This window comes from Bifidobacterium simiarum, assembly GCF_002802905.1.
GTDB classification, from domain to species: domain Bacteria; phylum Actinomycetota; class Actinomycetes; order Actinomycetales; family Bifidobacteriaceae; genus Galliscardovia; species Galliscardovia simiarum.
Window position 1 is genome coordinate 274,262 of record NZ_PEBK01000004.1, and the last position, 18,126, is coordinate 292,387.

General features: G+C 63.0%; 14 protein-coding genes, 2 tRNA genes and 1 rRNA gene. 11 read left to right on the forward strand and 6 right to left on the reverse strand.

Features of this window, described 5'->3' with window-relative positions; genetic code table 11:
- Positions 1–73: 73 nt before the first annotated feature.
- Positions 74–772 (reverse strand): ribose-5-phosphate isomerase RpiA, encoded by a 699-nt coding sequence (rpiA, locus tag CSQ87_RS05620; protein WP_100512885.1) that lies wholly within the window; start codon positions 770–772, stop codon positions 74–76.
- Between the two features lie 166 nt (positions 773–938).
- Complete coding sequence (locus CSQ87_RS05625; protein ID WP_100512886.1) at positions 939–1,943, reverse strand: ribonuclease H family protein; 1,005 nt, start codon at positions 1,941–1,943, stop codon at positions 939–941.
- Positions 1,944–2,201: 258 nt separating this feature from the next.
- Here CSQ87_RS05625 and CSQ87_RS05630 point away from each other — a divergent pair.
- Positions 2,202–2,274: transfer RNA gene (locus CSQ87_RS05630), tRNA-Ala, on the forward strand.
- 377 nt (positions 2,275–2,651) lie between these two features.
- Here CSQ87_RS05630 and pgm read toward each other — a convergent pair.
- The gene (gene pgm, locus CSQ87_RS05635) at positions 2,652–4,328 is read right to left on the reverse strand and encodes a phosphoglucomutase (alpha-D-glucose-1,6-bisphosphate-dependent) (RefSeq protein ID WP_100512887.1); all 1,677 of its coding nucleotides are present in this window, start codon (positions 4,326–4,328) and stop codon (positions 2,652–2,654) included.
- A 261-nt stretch (positions 4,329–4,589) separates the two neighbouring features.
- On the opposite strand from pgm, the gene CSQ87_RS05640 reads away from it, so the two are divergent.
- The 5 genes from CSQ87_RS05640 to CSQ87_RS05660 all read left to right on the forward strand — a co-directional run bounded on the left by CSQ87_RS05640 (position 4,590) and on the right by CSQ87_RS05660 (position 10,645).
- The gene (locus tag CSQ87_RS05640; RefSeq protein WP_243388844.1) at positions 4,590–6,860 is read left to right on the forward strand and encodes a glucose PTS transporter subunit IIA; all 2,271 of its coding nucleotides are present in this window, start codon (positions 4,590–4,592) and stop codon (positions 6,858–6,860) included.
- A gap of 4 nt (positions 6,861–6,864) precedes the next feature.
- Positions 6,865–7,731, forward strand: coding sequence for a PRD domain-containing protein (locus CSQ87_RS05645; protein ID WP_100512888.1), 867 nt, complete (start codon positions 6,865–6,867; stop codon positions 7,729–7,731).
- 290 nt (positions 7,732–8,021) lie between these two features.
- Entirely contained in the window at positions 8,022–8,411 is a 390-nt protein-coding gene (locus CSQ87_RS05650; protein WP_100512889.1) for a VOC family protein, read from the forward strand.
- Positions 8,412–8,818: 407 nt separating this feature from the next.
- A complete protein-coding gene (fucP, locus tag CSQ87_RS05655) occupies positions 8,819–10,225 on the forward strand; it encodes an L-fucose:H+ symporter permease (protein WP_243388845.1) in 1,407 nt (468 codons plus the stop codon).
- 147 nt (positions 10,226–10,372) lie between these two features.
- Positions 10,373–10,645, forward strand: coding sequence for an HPr family phosphocarrier protein (locus CSQ87_RS05660; protein ID WP_100512891.1), 273 nt, complete (start codon positions 10,373–10,375; stop codon positions 10,643–10,645).
- A gap of 94 nt (positions 10,646–10,739) precedes the next feature.
- On the opposite strand, the gene CSQ87_RS05665 is transcribed toward CSQ87_RS05660, so the two are convergent.
- The gene (locus CSQ87_RS05665; protein ID WP_423734773.1) at positions 10,740–12,020 is read right to left on the reverse strand and encodes a diacylglycerol/lipid kinase family protein; all 1,281 of its coding nucleotides are present in this window, start codon (positions 12,018–12,020) and stop codon (positions 10,740–10,742) included.
- 177 nt (positions 12,021–12,197) lie between these two features.
- Here CSQ87_RS05665 and serS point away from each other — a divergent pair, with 177 nt between their 5' ends.
- The 3 genes from serS to CSQ87_RS05680 all read left to right on the forward strand — a co-directional run bounded on the left by serS (position 12,198) and on the right by CSQ87_RS05680 (position 15,366).
- Positions 12,198–13,484 carry a serine--tRNA ligase gene (gene serS, locus CSQ87_RS05670; protein ID WP_100512893.1) on the forward strand — a complete coding sequence of 429 codons (1,287 nt, stop codon included), beginning with the start codon at positions 12,198–12,200 and terminating at the stop codon, positions 13,482–13,484.
- Between the two features lie 491 nt (positions 13,485–13,975).
- Positions 13,976–15,148, forward strand: coding sequence for an MFS transporter (locus CSQ87_RS05675; protein ID WP_243388852.1), 1,173 nt, complete (start codon positions 13,976–13,978; stop codon positions 15,146–15,148).
- A 130-nt stretch (positions 15,149–15,278) separates the two neighbouring features.
- A tRNA-Ser gene (locus tag CSQ87_RS05680) sits at positions 15,279–15,366 on the forward strand.
- 242 nt (positions 15,367–15,608) lie between these two features.
- On the opposite strand, the gene CSQ87_RS05685 is transcribed toward CSQ87_RS05680, so the two are convergent.
- Both CSQ87_RS05685 and CSQ87_RS05690 read right to left on the reverse strand, forming a co-directional pair.
- Complete coding sequence (locus CSQ87_RS05685) at positions 15,609–16,160, reverse strand: VapC50 family PIN domain-containing toxin (protein WP_100512895.1); 552 nt, start codon at positions 16,158–16,160, stop codon at positions 15,609–15,611.
- Complete coding sequence (locus tag CSQ87_RS05690) at positions 16,157–16,552, reverse strand: helix-turn-helix domain-containing protein (protein WP_100512896.1); 396 nt, start codon at positions 16,550–16,552, stop codon at positions 16,157–16,159. Before CSQ87_RS05690 ends, CSQ87_RS05685 begins: the two co-directional genes overlap by 4 nt.
- Positions 16,553–16,770: 218 nt before the next feature.
- On the opposite strand from CSQ87_RS05690, the gene CSQ87_RS05695 reads away from it, so the two are divergent.
- Together CSQ87_RS05695 and CSQ87_RS05700 are read left to right on the forward strand one after the other, a co-directional pair.
- A complete protein-coding gene (locus CSQ87_RS05695; protein WP_165776752.1) occupies positions 16,771–17,433 on the forward strand; it encodes an HAD family hydrolase in 663 nt (220 codons plus the stop codon).
- 415 nt (positions 17,434–17,848) lie between these two features.
- A 16S ribosomal RNA gene (locus CSQ87_RS05700) occupies positions 17,849–18,126 on the forward strand; the annotation flags it as partial.

An 18,126-nucleotide genomic window follows, 5' to 3' on the forward strand; every position in this document is an offset into this window, starting at 1 on the left:
GGGTGGTCGAACAACGCTACACATGGCCGGGCTGCGCAAGCCCGGCCATGTTCTGATCTAAACCCTATCTCGGTTACTTGTTGCCGTTGGTCATCACGCGCGGGCCGTTCGGATCGCCCACGATCACGGTGTCGACCATGTTGAGGAACAGGCCGTGCTCCACCACGCCGACCATGTTGATCAGATCCTCGGCCAGATCCTGCGGGTGGTCGATGCGGTTCAGATGCAGATCGACGATGAAGTTGTTCTCGTCGGTACGCACCTCGACGCCGTCGGCGTCCTTGCGCAGCACCGGGTTGTAGCCCTTGGCGGCCAGCTTGGAGACCACGTGGCCGGCGCCGAAGGGGATCACCTCGACCGGCAGCGGGAACGCGCCGATGGTGTCGACCACCTTGGACTCGTCGACGATCCACACGATCTTGTTGGAGTTGATCGCCACGATCTTCTCCCACAGCAGGGCCGCGCCGCCGCCCTTGATGCCGTTGAAGTTCTTGTCCACCTCGTCGGCGCCGTCGATGGTCACGTCGATGTGATCGACGTCGTCCACGTCCACGATCTTGATGCCATAGCTTTCGGCCTGGGCCTGCGTGCGGCGGGAGGTGGTGACGCCGGTGAACTCCAGGCCCTCCTCCTGATGACGACGACCCAGCTCGTCAACGAGGAACCTCACGGTGGAACCGGTGCCCAGACCGGCGATCATGCCGTTCTCGACGATCTTCGCGGCCTCGATGCCGGCTGCCTTCTTCAGCGCGTCCTGCTGTGCCTTGTCCATGGGACTCTCCTTCTGATCGGTGGTGGACGATCGAACTTTGAACGTTCTTATCATTCCAATCGACCAGTTTATGCAGTGCGTGCGATATTGGGTCGTGGTCACAGTTCGGTCATGGTTCCGGCTCGGTCGCGGGGGCGGGCAGTCGGTCGGGCAACCGGTCGACTGATCAGGCGGTGCGGGCGTGCAGGGTTACCGGTCCGTCGAGGTGCATGGTGCCGTCGGCCGCCACCGTCGCGGTGAAGGAGATCGTGCCGCTGATCGTGATGCTGTCGCCGTGGAAGGCCGGCGAGCTCGACGGCGGCGGCGTGATGCGGATGGTTCCCGTGGCACGCAGGCCGCCGGCTGCGTGGGTATGATCCTTGACGATGGCGGGAATCGACGGTGAGGTGGGGGCGTCGTGGGAATCGAAGACGAGATCCGGCACTCCCTCCGGTTCCGCAAGCCGTTCGGCGAGCGACGGCTTGGCGGTCGATGCCTTGGTTGCCGATGATCTGGCTGCTGATGGTTTGGTCCCTGACGGCTTGTTGGCTGACGGTTTGGCGTCCCCGTCGCCGTAATGCGATTCGCCGCGCAGTGATTCGGCGTCGGCCTTGCCGTCCAGGACCAGCTGCACGTCCGGCGGCACGTCCAGTCCGTCCGCGTATTCGGAGGCGATCAGCGCCTTCCATCCTTCGATCGGCAGATACCCGTCGCGGGCGCCCGAGCGGCAGTCTCCCGCATACGTCCGGGCCAGCTCGTCCACCAGCTCGTTGCCCGCATTGCCGGCGTGGCCCTTCACCCACTTGAAGTCCACCGGACCGGGACGGTTCGCGATCTCGACGTCGATCGCCTTGATGATCGCCGCGTTCTTCACCGGCTTCTTCTGCGAGTTTTTCCAGCCGTTGCGCTTCCAGCCCTTGACCCACTTGGTCGAGCAGTTGATCGCATACTGAGAGTCCGATTCGATCAGCAGCGGTTCGTCGCCCGGATGCGCCCGCAATGCCTCCAGCACCGCGCACAGCTCGCCGATCTGATTGGTGCCGTTCGTGGCGCCGCCGGCATCGTAGCCGTGATCGTCGTGGGCGTGCCCCGGCTTGCCGCCGGCGTTCCTGTCATGGTCGGCCCAGGCCCAGCCCATCGGGCCATTGGGGTTGCCCAAGGCGGAACCGTCGGTGGATACCACAATCGTCATGATCGCTCCCTTCGTGCGGATTCCTCCGAGGATTTGGCGGATCCGTCGATGAATGTCTCATTCGCTATGGGCACCAGACTACCGATGACGGTCTATGCCGGGTGCAGGCGGCGTGATCCTCGCCTCTGGATTGCCTGAATATGACCGCGACACGCCTCATATTCCGCCAAATTTGCGTTTTTTGGCAAAGTGGTAGTAAAGTATCACAGGTCCGATCAAGCGGCAAGGTTCTTGTCCGGTTGATTGGAGCTTCGATCCGGGGCTATGGCGCAGCTGGTAGCGCATCTCCATGGCATGGAGGGGGTCGGGGGTTCGAATCCCCCTAGCTCCACGGATAGGGCTTCGAGCACACGCTCGAAGCCCTTTTTCATTTTCCCGTCCGATTCAGAATCTTGGATTATAGGCCAAATTGGGGTTATAGGCCAAATTGTGTGTCCAGTGGTTTATCCATGTGACACATGCGCCCCCGCCCCAAACGAAGCCGGCCCGTGTGAGTGTGTCGAGCGCCCGATATGCCCCCGCCCCAGGTGAGACACATGAGATAGCGCCCGATCTCCCAAGACAGCAAAAGACCGGGAACCCCAAACGATCAGGGATTCCCGGCCATCAGCCAGATAATCAGTCAGTCAGTGATCAGTCAGCCAGACGAACGATCAATCAGTCAACCAAACGATCAGTCAGCCAGCCGATTCGGCCACTCGCCGAAGCTCACTCGCCGAGGGCCTTGTCGACCACGACTTCGGCCTCGTCGAGCACCTTGTCGAGCGCCTCGGGGGAGACGAACGACTCGGCGTACACCTTGTAGATGTTCTCGGTGCCGGAGGGACGGGCGGCAAACCAGTTGTCCTTGGTCGTCACCTTCAGGCCGCCGATCTTCGCGCCGTTGCCCGGCGCCTCGGTGAGCTTGGCGGTGATGTCCTCGCCCGCGAGCTGCGTGGCGGTCACGTCGTCACCGGTGAGCTTGGCGAACTTCTGCTTCTGCTCCAGCGTGGTGGGCGTGTCGACGCGCTTGTACCACGATTCGCCGAAGCGCTCCACCTGCTCCTGATGCAGCTGGGCCGGGTTCTTGCCGGTCTTGGCGGTGATCTCGGCGGCCAGCAGGTCGGGGATCAGACCATCCTTGTCGGTGGTCCACACGCGGCCGTCGCGACGCAGGAAGCTCATACCGGAGCTCTCCTCGCCGCCGAACGCCACCTCGCCCTTGAACAGCGGGTCGACGAACCACTTGAAGCCGACCGGCACCTCGACGAGCTTGGCGCCGATGGAGGCGGCCACGCGGTCGATCAGCGAGGAGCTCACCAGCGTCTTGCCGATGCCGGCGCCCTTCGGCCAGTCGGGGCGGTTGCCGCCGAACAGGTACTCCACCACGACGGCGATGTAGTGGTTCGGGTTCATCACGCCCCAGTTCGGGCAGACGATGCCGTGACGGTCGGCGTCCGGGTCGGTGCCGCCGACGAGATCGTACTTCTCCCAGGCGCCGGCGTTGAGCTCGTCGACCAGACCCTGCATCGCGTACGTGGAGGAGGGGTCCATGCGGATCTTGCCGTCATGGTCGATGGTCATGAAGCGCCAGGTCGGATCGACCTCGGGACGCACCACGTCGATCGTGAGGCCGTACTTCTCGTTCATCAGCGGCCAGTAGTTCACCGAGGCGCCGCCCAGCGGGTCGATGCCGAGGCGCACGCCGGAGGAGCGGATCACGTCGAAGTCGATGACGTTCTCCAGATCGGAGACGTAGTGATCGCGGTAGTCGAAGCCTTCCACGAGGTCGGACTTGATGGCCTCCTCGTACGGCACGCGCTTGACGGACTTGTAGTCGTCGAGCAGCTCGTTCGCGCGGGCGGCGATCGCGTTGGTGGTCTCGGCCGGGGCCGGGCCGCCGGTGACCGGATCGTACTTGAAGCCGCCGTCGGTGGGCGGGTTGTGCGAGGGGGTGACCACGATGCCGTCGGCCAGGCCTTCACCGGTGAAGCGCTGGGAGCCGTCGGCGGCACGGTTGTGGGTCAGGATCGCCTGCGAGACGACCGGGGTGGGCACGTAGTCGCCGCGGGAGTCGACGCGCACATGCACGCCGTTGGCGACCAGCACTTCGATGGCGGTCTTCTCGGCCGGGCCGGAGAGGGCGTGCGTGTCACGGCCGATGTACAGCGGTCCGGTGACGCCGGCCTTCTTGCGGTATTCGGCGATGGCCTGCGTGATGGCCACGATGTGGGCCTCGTTGAACGAGGTCTTCAGGCTCGATCCGCGATGGCCGGACGTGCCGAACGACACGCGCTGCTCGGGGACCGAGGAGTCGGGGACGAGGTCATAGTACTTGCCGATGACCTCATCGACGTTGATCAGATCTTCTGGAGTGGCGGGCTTACCCGCATTGATAGCAACCATAAACCCATTCTGCCACACGCCTCTCGGGGAACCGCGTGTTCGATTCCCCGTGTTGTGGAATGTTTCATGGGTGGTGGCTGTGCGTTTATGTGCCGTTTACCGGTCGGGGGCCGTATGGTGGAGAGTGCCGGCGGGATTGTCGGAATATCCGTGCCGGCCCGTGTCGGCCAGTGCCGGCAACGCACGGCCGACAGGGCAAAGTCGGCAGACAGTATCGGCAGGACGTGGCCGATACGGCATGGACCGGGAAAGGCGGGGGCGATGAGGGCTGAGGATCGTAGGGCGGCCGCGGCGATCGTCGCGGCACTGGGCGGCGCGGACAACATCCGCTCGGTGACCCATTGCGCCACCCGTCTGCGATTCGTGCTCCGGGATGCCGGCCGGGTCGATCAGCGGACCTTGGACGACGATCCGGCGGTCCTCGGCGCGGTCCCTCAGTACGGCGACCGGTATCAGGTGGTGATCGGCGCGGCGGTGGAGGACGTCTACGACGCGATGATGATCATCCCCGGCGTAAGCGGCGAAGGAACCGGTCGGTCAGATTACGACGGTCGGGCAGATTACGCCGGCCGGGCAGATCGGTCAGGCCGGTCCGTCCGGGCGGATCGACCCGCTCAGACCAATCGGTCCGATATCAGCGATGCCGCCGATGCCGACGATACCGCCAACACCAGCGATGCCGCCGATCCGTCCGCCCGCTCCCGTCTTCTCACCCGCGGTGCCGTGGCCGAGACCGCGACCCGGGCGGTCAACTGGTTCTTCGAATACCTGTCCGACTCGTTCCGTCCGATCATCGGCGTGCTGCTCGGCGCCTCGATCGTCATCGCCCTGGTCAACATGTTGATCGCCGTCGGCGTGATCCCCGACGACGAGGCCTCCGCCGGCTGGGTGTTCGTCAAGACGATGTGGAAGGGCGTGTTCTATTTCCTGCCGATCATCGTGGCCTACAACGCCTCGAAAAAGCTCAAGGTGGACCCATGGCTCGGCTCGATGATCATGGCCGCGCTGATGACCCCCCAATTCACCGGGCTGATGGCCGCGCCGACCGCCCGGTGCGTCATGGACCCCACGCTGGGCACGCGCTCCTGCACGATCGACGTCTTCGGTCTGCCGATGCAGCTCAACGACTACAGCGGCAACGTGTTCGTGCCGCTGATCATGGTCCTCGCGCTGGGGGCGACGTATCACGGGCTCAAGGCCGTCCTGCCGCGCAGCGTGCGCATCGTGTTCCTGCCCTTCCTCAGCATGGTGCTGATCACCCCGCTCACCGCGTTCGTGCTCGGCCCGTTCGGCGTGTGGCTGAGCCGTGGCATCGGAGTTTCGCTGGCATGGCAGAGCACCCATGCGCCCGTGCTGTTCGCGATCATGCTGCCGCTGATCTACCCGTTCATGGTGCCGATCGGCCTGCACTGGCCGCTCAACGCCCTGATGATCGTCAACGTGCAGATGCTCGGCTACGACTTCATCCAGGGGCCGATGGCGGTATGGAACTTCGCCTGCTTCGGATCCACCGCCGGCGTGCTGTTCCTCGCCGTGCGCGAGCATGACGATGCCATGCGGCGAACGGCCACCGGCGCGCTGCTGGCCGGTCTGCTCGGCGGACTGACCGAGCCGAGTCTGTACGGCATCCACCTGCGATACCGGCTGATCTACCGTCGGATGCTGGCCGGCTGCGCGGTCGGCGGCGTGACCATCGCGCTGTTGGGCGCGCTGTTCCCCGCAACCGCCTCCGACGGCACGGTGGTGCATGGGGTGATCGCCTCGTCGTTCGCCTTCACCTCGCTGCTCACTATTCCGCTGTTCAGCCGCATGGGGGTGTATGCGGCGTCGATCGCCGTGGCGTTCGTGGTCCCGATGATCCTGATCATCGCGATGGACTACCGTCCCCGTCATGCCGGATCGGAGCCGTGCGGCGATCATGCGGACGATACGGACCATGTGGACGGACGGGACAAGTCTGGGGAAAACCACGCCGGAAGCCAGTCGGCGGCGGACCGTGCGATCGGGGAAAATCCGAACAAGTCTGGGGAAAACCGGCCGGACGCTCCTGCTGAGACGGACGCCGGCACGACCGCCGTCCGATCGCCGATCGCCGGCCGCACCGTGCCGCTCGAGCGCAGCGGGGACCCCGTCTTCGCATCCCGGGCACTGGGAGACGGCGTCGGCATCCTGCCGGACGAGCGATCGGGACGGACCGAGGTATTGGCCCCCGTATCCGGCGTGGTGAAGACGGTGGCCGGCACCGGACACGCGTTCGGCATCCGCACCGACGACGGCGTCGAGGTCCTGATCCACATTGGTATTGATACAGTAAGGATGGAAGGCGAAGGTTTTTCGATGGTGGTGTCCAAGGGCGAACACGTGGACGCGGGGGATCCGTTGGGCACGGTCGATTTTGCGGCGATCCGGCACGCGGGATGCGACGCCATGACGATGATGACCGTCACCAATACCGCCAAGATGACGGCGGTCGCGCCGATCGTCGGTGTGGCCGTGGACGCCGGCGACCCGGTGATCGCGATCGAGAGGTAGTGTCGTGGAAATTCTGCGAGTGTTCAACAACAACGTCGTGCTGGCCAAGGACGACGACGGCACCGAAGTGGTGCTCACCGGCAGGGGACTGGGATTCCAGGGCAGGCCGGGCGGTGCAGTCGATGCGGCCAAGGTGGTGCGCAAGTTCGTGCCCTCCGACGGTCGTGATCCCGACCATCTGGCCCAGATGCTGGCCGGCATTGCCCCCGAGACGGTGCGGGCGGTGATCGACGCGATGCATGAGACGGGTCTGGGCGACGACATGGCCGGCAACACCGCGGTCGTGGTGGCGCTCGCCGACCATGTGGACAATGCGCTGCGGCGCGTGCGCGAGGGGATCGCGGTGGAGTATCCGCTGCGCGCCGAGGTGTGCAATCTGTATCCGCGTGAGTTCGAGCAGGGCAGGACGCTGCTTGCCGCGCTGAACCGACGACTTGTCTCGGCCGAGGGCGGCGTCGCGTTGCCAGACGGCGAGGCGACGGCGCTGACGCTGCATCTGGTGAACGCGGGATTCGCCACGGGCGACCTCTCGTACACCTACATGATGACCGGCGTGATCCAGCAGATGATGACCATCATCGAGGCGAGCTACGGCATTACGTTCGACCGGGATTCCGTCAGCGTGAGCCGCTTCATCACGCATGTGCGCTACCTGTTCGTCCGCATCCATCAGGGTCGGCAGCTGGAGCACGAGCCGGAGCCGATCGTGCAGGCGATCCGCCAGTCGTACCCCGAGGCGTTGCGGTGCGCGCAGAAGATCGCCGCCGTGCTGGAACTGCGGCTCGACGCCAATCTCACGGAGGACGAGATCGCGTATCTGGCCCTGCATGTGGCGAGGGTCTCCTCCCAGCCGGCCGAGCCCGCGGCCTGAGGGGCTGGGTGTGGGGGCTGAGGGTCTTATGCGGGCCGGGGTCGAATACGTCACGGGCGGCGTCCGCGACACGCAGTGCCAGCGCTGTCCCTGTTGATTGTTGTTGAGTGGCGCTGATCGTCCGGTCGGTTGGTTAGAACGGTCTACTGTAGATACGGCAACGGAGTGCGGGATCATCCATTCGACTTCGCACCCTCTTTCTCAGTGTTTCCGTCGTTGATTAATTAACGTCATTAATGTATGATGAATCCCGCAAGCACAAACCATGTAGGCAACGGAGGCTACGAATCATGAGCATTCGCGATCATCTCACCGGAATCGGCCACGTCGGCATTCCCACCAACGATCTCGAAGGCACCATCGCATACTACGAGAAGCTCGGTTTCGAGTGTGAGGGCATCTACCCCAACGGCGACGACCGCTGCACCTTCCTGCACCTGAACAATCTCGTGCTCGAGGTGTGGACGATGGCCGAACCGGCCGGCGTCACTGGCGCGATCAACCACTTCGCCATCGACGTCACCGACATCGATCAGGCCTTCGCCGAGGCCGAGAAGCTCGGGCTGAACTTCGTCGAAGGTTCGGTGCAGCACATCGACACCTTCCACGAGAACGGCATTCGCTACTTCAACGTGCTCGGCCCGAACCACGAGACCATCGAATTCTGCCAGGTCCTCTGATCGACCGATTGGGGCCGTCCGAATAACCGAACGACATCCATAACTGAACATTCATAACTGAACGCCATTGTGCTTTCGTTGGCCTTAGCTTTCCGCGGGTTACGGCGAATCCTCCAGGCTCCCAGTCGATGCGATGCGGCACGAAACGACATGCGACCATGCGCATGCCGCCGTGGCGCACGCATCCGGCGGTCGCGGCGAAGCGGCCGAGCCTGAGTATTGATACCCATTCGCGTAACCCGACGTGTTTGCCGGAGCCAAGGCCAACGACCGACCTTCGCGGCAAGGCAGACCCTTACGGCAAGGACCGCGGCCCCGACGTCGATCTCCCGACGCGGGCCCGATCCCGTTCACCGCCGAACCGGCCGACAAGCCATCGGATTGCGCACTTCATGAGAGAAGACATCATGACCGAAGCAATCGCAACCGATATTCCGCAGGCCGCGGAATCCGAAACCACCGGCAAGAAGGCCAAGTGGATCGAATTCTCCGACGGCTACCTTGACCGCACCCCGGTGCTCCAGTTCGCCATGACGGCGGTGCTGTTCGGCATCTGGGCCGTCGCCTCCAGCCTCAACGACGTGCTCATCACCCAGTTCAAGGCCGTGTTCTCGCTGAGCGACCTCGCCACCGCGTTCGTGCAGAGCGCCTTCTACGGCGGCTACTTCCTGATCGCCATCCCCGCCTCGCTGTTCATCAAGCGCACCAGCTACAAGATCGGCATCATCGCCGGCCTGTCGTTCTTCGCCGTCGGCTGCTTCATCTTCTTCCCGGCCAGCCGACTGGTGACCTACGAGGTGTTCCTCTTCGCCATCTTCGTCGAGGCCATCGGCCTGAGCTTCCTTGAGACCTCGGCCGACACCTACGCCACCCTGATGGGCCCGAAGCGCCTCGGCACCGTGCGACTCAACGTCGCGCAGACCATGAACGCCCTCGGCCTGATCACCGGCATCCTGCTCGGCAAGTACCTCGTGTTCCAGGACTCCAACCTGCACGCCGAAATGGCCAAGATGGCCCCCGACGCCGCCAAGGCCTACGGCGCCGAACAGCTCAGCCGCACGCTGGAGCCGTACAAGTACCTGCTCATCGTGCTCGCCATCCTGATCGTGCTGTTCGCCCTCACCAAGTTCCCGAAGTGCCGTCCGGCCACCAAGGAAGGCACCGTCGCCAAGGCCACCCTCGGCGAGACCATGACCTACCTGTTCCACAACGGTCGCTTCTGGAAGGGCATCGCCACCCAGTTCATCTACGCAGGCGCCCAGACCGGCATCTGGTCCTTCACCATCCGTCTGGCCCTCAACCAGGGCGGTGCCTCCATGACCGACCGTGACGCCGCGAACTTCATGATCATCAGCTACATCGTGTTCTTCATCGGACGACTCGGCGCCAGCTACCTGCTCTCCCGCTTCCGCGAGACCCGCGTGCTCGCCATCTTCATGATCGGCGGCGCCATCGTCCTGCTCGGCACCGCGTTCCTGCCCGGCATGACCGCCGTCTGGTTCGCCGTGGCCGTGAGCTTCTTCCTCGGACCGGGCTGGCCGACCATCTACTCCCGCACCCTGAAGACCGTCGAGGACCGTCGCCACACCGAAACCGCCGGCGCGATCATCGTGATGGCTCTGGTCGGCGGCGCGTTCCTGCCCACCCTGCAGGGCGCCCTCTCCGACGCCTCCACCATGCAGTTCTCCTTCATCCTGCCGGCCATCGAGCTCGCCATCGTGGGCCTGTACTTCATCACCGAATTCCGTCGTGACAAGTACACCCCCGCCCAGCTCAAGGAGATGGCCGCCGCCGAGGAGGCCAAGGCCGAGTAAGGCAGCCCCAACGCCCTCAATGAGTACCCCTCAGTGAGTAATGTCATGGCGGGTCGGACGATACCATGTCGTCCGACCCGCCATCGTCATATACAGTGAAACCGATGTCCGTCACGAAAATGGCAACGATCGGAAGGAGAATCCCCCATGATCACCCGCACCGTCATCGTCGGCACGACGCTCGGATTGCATGCCCGGCCGGCCGCGCTGTTCGCCCAGGCCGTGCTGGAATCCGGGATCGACATCGTCATGCGACACGGCGATCAGGAGGTCGAGGCCAACAGTCCGCTGAGCATCATGACCCTCGGTGTCCGCGGGGGAGACGAGGTGACGATCGCCACCGCCGACGACTCCGCGGAGGAGACGATGGACGATCTGGCCGCCATGCTGTCCCGCGATCTTGACACTGACCGGTCTTGAACACTGATCGGTCCTGAACACTGATCGGTCCTGAACACTGACCGGTTCTGAACACTGACCGGTCCTGAACACCGATCGGTCCTGAAGTCGGTCGTCAGGCCTGACGGACCAGTTCCGGTTCGGCGTCCGAAGCGTTTCCCCTATCGGCATGTTCGTCGGATTCGGCCGGTGCCTTACCATCATCGGAGACGGTCGCCGCCGGTGCCGCCGTCGGTGTCGTAGTCGGTGCTGTCATCGGTGCCGGACCCGAGGCCGATTCGCCCGTTTCGGTGGACGTGACCGTGGTCGCCGTCGTCGGCTCGGGCACGCGGATGCACAGCGCCTGATGATCCACGGTGAATTCGATATGCGAGGTATTGCCCAGAATGTCGCCGTCCACCTGGGCCAGAGCCGGCTTGACCAGTCGGATCTCCGCGCGCGACCCCTGAATCTGATCCACCGAGGAATTGGTGGACAGGGGGTTCTGCTCGGCCCGGCGCGTAATGGTCTGGTGCAGTACGTCGCCGAACAGATTCGCCCAGCCGATCAGGCCGCCGGTGGTGTCGATGAGTTCGAAGTCGAGGATGCCGTCGCCGTAGTCGGCCTCCGGCATCAGTGAGAATCCGGGGATCTGACCACAGTTGCCGGCCATGAACGTGCGGAAGGAGACGTTCTTCGACGTCTGTTCCACGCCGTTCTCCCCGCTGATCGTGATATCGCCCTGATACCGCGGCGTGAACAGGTTCTTTACTCCACCGACGAAGTAGGCAAGCCAGCTGATGTTCTTCTTCAGCGCCGGATCGGTGTCGTCGATCATCGCCGCGTCGAAGCCGATGCCCGCGATGATCAGGAAGGCGTGGCGACGATCCGGTTCGTCCGAATCCAGCAGCCGCATACGACCCATGTCGACCTTGCGCGAGCCATGCGACGTGGCCACGGTCAGCGCTGCGTCCACGTCCGCGATCGGAATGCCCATATTGCGGGCGAACAGATTGCCGGTGCCGATCGGAATGATGCCGAACGGCCGATCGCTGCCGGCCATCACGCTGGCCACCGTGCGTACGGTACCGTCGCCGCCCACCGCGACCACGGCATCCGCGCCGCGGGCGATGGCCTCGCGGGCGCAAGCCTTGCCGTCCTTGTCGAGCTGGGTTTCGATGAACATCGGATCGCCGAGATCATGATCGCGGAAGAACGCGCGGATCTGCATCACCGTCGTGCCGGCCTCGGGCTTGGAAGGATTCACGATGAAGGCGTACTGCAACGGGGCCTCGTCGCGCTGCTCAAGCGCCTGGGCGAGTCTGCGCCTCCGGCCGATATGGATGGCGAAGGCGATGGCGGCGGCCACTGCCAGCACGCCGAGAACAACAAGAACGACGATCCATCCGATAGACATGATTACCATTGTGAGCTAAGACTGCGCTGAGATGCCGCGAATCCGACGGTTTTTCTTCGTTTTCTGCACGATTTTCGGTTCGCGCTCGACGTCGCGTTCGATGCCGTGACGATCCCGGTCCGGACACCCGCGGGGAACCGGTTGGGCGTGTCGGCTCGCGGCATTACTCTTGGAGCCATGCTTGATATTCAATTCATTCGCGAACATGCCGATATCGTCAAGGAATCCCAGCGCAAGCGCGGCGAATCCGTCGAGCTCGTCGACGAGGTCCTGCGCAGCGACGAGGCCCGTCGCACCGCCCTGAAGGAGTTCGAGACCGCCCGCGCCGAGCAGAAGGCCATGGGCAAGAAGGTCGCCTCCGCGCCGGCCGACCAGAAGGCCGCGCTCATCGCCGAAACCAAGGAACTGGCCAACAAGGTCACCGAATACAAGTCCGAAGCCGACAAGGCCGCCGAAGAGTACACCACCGCCATGTGGAAGCTCTCCAACATCGTCGAGCCCGAAGCCCCCGAAGGCGGCGAGGACGATTACGTGGTCGTCAAGAAGGTCGGCCAGATCCGCGACTTCGCGGCCGAAGGCTTCGAGCCCAAGGACCACCTCACCCTCGGCACCGGCGTGGCCGGCATCGACATGCGCCGCGGCGTGAAGGTCGGCGGCTCCCGCTTCTACTTCCTGCGCGGCGCCGTGGCCCGCATGCAGATCGCCATGCTCACCATGGCCGTCGACCAGGCCGAGGAGAACGGCTTCATCCTCGCCATCACCCCGACGCTCGTGCGCCCCGAGGTCATGGCCGGCACCGGCTTCCTCAACTCCCACGCCGATGAGATCTACCGCCTGCGCGAGCCCGACGACCAGTACCTCGTCGGCACCTCCGAAGTGGCGCTCGCCGGCATGCACGAGAACGAGATCCTCGATCTGTCCAACGGCCCGCTGCGCTACACCGGCTGGAGCTCCTGCTACCGTCGTGAGGCCGGCGCCGCCGGCAAGGACACCTCCGGCATCATCCGCGTGCACCAGTTCGACAAGGTCGAAATGTTCGTCTACTGCAAGCAGGAGGACTCCCGCGCCCAGCATCAGGCGCTACTCGCTATGGAGCAGGAGATGCTCGGCAAGGTTGAGGTGCCGTACCGCATCATCGACACCGCCGCCGGCGACCTCGGTTCCTCCGCCGCCCGCAAGTTCGACTGCGAGGCCTGGGTGCCGACCCAGGGCCGCTACCGTGAGCTGACCTCCACCTCGAACTGCACCGAATACCAGGCCCGTCGCCTCAACATCCGTGAGCGCGTGGAAGACGGCGGCACCCGCCCGGTGAGCACCCTCAACGGCACGCTCGCCACCACCCGCTGGCTCGTCGCCATCCTCGAAAACCACCAGCAGAAGGACGGTTCCATCGTGATCCCGAAGGCCATGCGTCCCTACATGGGCGGCCGCGAGGTGATCGAGCCTACCAAGTGGGAAGCTTGAGTTCGACTCAAAGCTTGGCTGCCCTGCGCGGCTCCGTAGTGTCGCCGCTTTGCTGAACAGTCCACTGGACTGTTCAGAGTGGGAGGCCTGAGTTCGATTCAAAGGGTGAGTTGCCTGACGCCGCTCCGTAGTGTCGCGGCTAGGTCCTGTCAGGGAATCGCCGAATGACTCACTATGCGGTTCCGTGCCCGATATTCGTGGCGCGGAACCGCATTTGTCGTATTTATCGCCGTTCCGTGGCGGCATTCCTGATCTCCCCTTTCGGATCAACGGATGTCGTCACGATCACCGTGATCCCGTCCCCGACCTCTGTCGGGCGTTTCGGAATACCGTCGTCGAACGTAATGGGGCAACGGTAGCGTAGACGTGTGAATATGACGACCAATACCGCAACAACCACATCGGTCGGTTCCAAAACGACCGGTTCCAAGCCGGCCGGTCCCGTGACATCGGACCGTTTCTTCACCCTCCCGGTGATCTCCCTGATTGCCATGAGCTTCATGCTCGGCATGAGCGAATTCATCATCGTCGGCATCCTGCCCGACATCGCCGAAGGCCTCAACGTATCGCTGACCACCGTGGGCGGTCTCGTCTCCCTGTTCGCATTCGTCTACGCGCCGGCCACACCGATCGGTGCGTCCATCAGCTCCCGTTTCGAACGCTTCCGCACCATGCTGTTCCTCGCCGTGGTCTTCCTCATCGGCAACCTGATGTGCGCGTTCGCCGTCGGGTACGGCATGCTCGTCGCCGCCCGAATCGTCATCGCCCTGATCTCCGGCACCACCGTGGCCGTATCCATGACCTTCGCCGACGACGTCGCCTCGAAGAAGAACCGCACCAAATTCGTGGCCTGGGTGTTCTCCGGCTTCTCCATCGCCTCGGTGTTCGGCGTGCCGATCGGCACCTCCATCGCCAACGTGTTCGGCTGGCGCTGGGCCTTCCATGTGATCAACCTCCTCACCGTGGCCCTGATCATCCTCATGTGCGTCGTGCTGCCGAAGAACCATTACGGGCCGAAGTCCCGCTTCCTCGCGCAGTTCTTCATCTTCACCGAACCGCGCATCTGGGGCGGCATCCTCGCCGTCGTGTTCGCCGCCGCATCCAGCTACGTGTTCTACACGTATCTCACGCCGATCCTCGAACAGGAGATCGGCATTCCCTCGCACCTGATCTCGTTCGCGCTCGCCGCCTACGGCGTGGCCTGCCTCGCCAGCAACCTGTACGGCGGCAAGCTGGGCGATCGCGGCCGCGGCGTGGTGCCGCTGGTCAAGGGCCGGCCGATCTACCTGATCCAGGCCGTGTTCATGATCGCGCTGCCGTTCGCCGTGATGAACATGGTCGTCGGCTGTGTGGTGCTGCTCGTGCTCGGATTCCTGATGTACCTGCAGAACACCGCGTCTCAGGTGCTGTACATGGACGTGGCGTCGGCCACCCATCCCGGTTCGCTCAACCTCGCCTCGTCGTTCAACTCGATGTCGTTCAACATCGGCATCGCACTGGGTTCGGCGGTCGGCGGTCTCGTGACCGACCACATCGGCATGCGTTGGCTCGGACCGTTTGGCGCGATCTTCGCCGTGCTGGCATTCCTGACGGCCGTGTGGCTGAACGCCGATCTCAAGCGCCGCGAGAAAGCCGAGGTCGAAGCGGCCAAGGAGGCTAAGTAGGCCAAGGAGGCTAAGTAGGCCAAGGCCGTGCGCTGATGACAGGAGCTGATGGCGGGCGTTGACGGCGGGCGCTGATTTGGCGAAATGTCGCGGCATGGTCTACGATGGTCGGGTGCTTTTCGCATGACTTGGACAGGTGTCTGAGCGGTCTAAAGAGACGGTCTTGAAAACCGTTGAAGCGCAAGCTTCCGCGAGTTCGAATCTCGCCCTGTCCGCCACTAGGGGTTCCAGCCGATCGGCCGGAACCCCTTTTTCATGCCGTTTTCGGCGGTATTCCAACGGTTTCGAGCCCTTGTGGCGCTCGCCGGCAATTCGCGTAAGGGGTTGCAGAAAGGCGCCTTAATGCCCTCGATAAGCGGTAGTTAACGGGTAAATAAGGTGGTAACGGTAACGGGGATTTGGGGTTACAGGCCAAAATGCGTGTACGGCTTCTGCCTGACGGTGTTGGGGGCTTCGACTGTCACCCCATGTGTCGTAGCTTCGCGGCAAACGTTATGAGTCCAAGTCGTTCGAGATGGCGGATCTCTTCGTCCATTGTCCGGGGCGGGTGTCGTTTCGATCTGATCAACTCATGCATCAGTCGTCGTGATTCCTCCTCATCCTCCTCGTATAACGTCGAAAGGAAGCTGTCGGGGGTCGTCGCCTTGATTCCGTATGTCCGTAGGATCGAGCTGGGGAAATGCTTGATATTGGCGGTTACTATTGTGCCGGCATGGGCTTCGACTGCGGCCGCGACCACATGCCGATCATCGACGTCAGGCAGCGAGATCGACTGTTCGTGACGTTCCCATCCTTCGACCATGGCTTCGGGAAAAGCCTTTCGGATCATATCGAGATAGCCCAGAACATCCTCTTCGGACGCGTGTGCCCATACGTCGGGCAGGTGCTCCGCCACTTCCCCGAGTATCCGTTCCGACCATATCGGCCTGTAGTATCCTGATTCCGCGAATGAGAGCAGCGGATCGGTAATCCATGTGGAGAAGAACAGATTGGCGTCAAGAACGGCTTTCATTTCGCTGTCCCGTTCGCTGTCTCGTCAGGTATGTCATAGCCGCCCATACGATATGCGAGACCGCGCGCCTGTTCCATGAGGTTGTGGCGTCGTTCCCGCTTGCTCTTATATGCGATGACGTCGCGGAGCTCTACCATGCGGTGTCCAGCGGTCCCGTTTCTGTAGAACGGCATTTCGCCGGCATCGAGCAGTCTTGCCACGGTTTTGGCGCTCACGCCGAGTATCTCGGCCGCTTCTCCCGTGGTCAGGGGGTGCGATGCGCCCGCCACCGCGTCGGCGGCATGCATGGCCGCGTTGAATTCATCCTCGGTAAGCCTGTATGTGCGACCGTAACCACTGATGGTGAACAGGGGCTGTTCGAGTGTGGGAGCCGATGCTGTCATTGCGTTCATTGGTCGCTCCTTCGTAGGTTTTGGTAAATCAAGATTACCCTAAACGGACAAAACGGACAAACGGATAAAGCGAACAATTTGACTAGATGGCGGAGGGTGCTTACGGAACCGTTTTCGGAATCGGGTGGGTAAGGGAGCGAGCGGCGGGGATAGAGTGGCGGCATCAGGGTCGAACAATCGGCGTCGACCATATCGACGTCGGGTGCGAGGAGGGACGAATGCCGAACAGATTGGGTAATCCGAACAATGTGATCTTTGATTTCTGCGATGTGCTGCTGCAGTGGGATCCGAAGGGCGGCACCTACGATCTGTTCGCCGGCAGTCCTTTGTTCGGCGGCGAAGGCGCTGCCGTGTGGCGGGATTTCTACGATGAGGACGCCGAGTACGGCTTCTGGCATTACGACGGTCTGCTCGACGCCGGTTTGGATGCGGCCGAAGCCGCCGCGGATTATCGGGCCCATCATCGCGGCGAACCGGGAGAGGGTGCCTTCGACCTGTATTACGAGCATCGGGAGCTGGCGTTCCGGGGCATGATCCCGGGTATGGATACGTTGCTGGAATTGTTGGACCGCCGTGGAATCGCCGTATGGGGATTGACGAACTTCACCGCCGACGCCGTGGAGTATGCGCAGGCGCAGTATCCGGCGATGCGATTGCTGAAGGACGTGGTGGTGTCGTCGACGGAGCGAGTGAAGAAGCCGGATCGGCGCATCTACGAGATCGCGATCGACCGGTTCGGTGTGGACCCGACCCGATCGGTGTTCATCGACGACAAGCCGTGGAATGTGGACGGAGCCCAAGAGGCGGGATTGCGATCCTTTGTATTCGTCAATGCGATGGATGCCCGCAGTCAGTTAGGCAAGGCCGGTATTCGGCTGTAGCGTCCGGGTGACTTTGTCAAGTTTCGACACGCCGATGGAGGCGTTGATTTGCAACGGTTTACGTCGAATTCACGTTGCCGGGTTTGCGTTTTGGGTTGGTGGCGTGTAAGTTGTTCATTCGTTGCCCGGCACGGCGGGTGGCCTCCTAGTGGTGGTTGCCGGTTTGCCTGTGTGGTGGTGGTTTGAGAACTCAAGAGCGTGTTTTGTACTACTTTTTGATGATTGCCAGTCCGGTTCCGCCCGGCCGCGGTTAGCGGCTTGGGTCCCCGGGAGGGGTTCGAGGGGACCGGTTCTTGGAAGGAAAATTTTTGTGTGGTGCCATCGGCATGGGGTCTTGTCCCCGTGTTCTGGTGGCGTCCGTCTTTTTTCTTTCTTTTTGTTATTTTCGAGTCGATTATCGGCTCTTCATGATTTTTTTGTGGAGGGTTTGATTCTGGCTCAGGACGAACGCTGGCGGCGTGCTTAACACATGCAAGTCGAACGGGATCCGACCAGCTTGCTGGTCGGTGAGAGTGGCGAACGGGTGAGTAATGCGTGACCGACCTGCCCCGTACTCCGGAATAGCTCCTGGAAACGGGTGGTAATGCCGGATGCTCCACTTCCTCGCATGGGGTTGTGGGAAAGGGTCTTACCGGTATGGGATGGGGTCGCGTCCTATCAGCTTGTCGGTGGGGTAACGGCCCACCGAGGCTT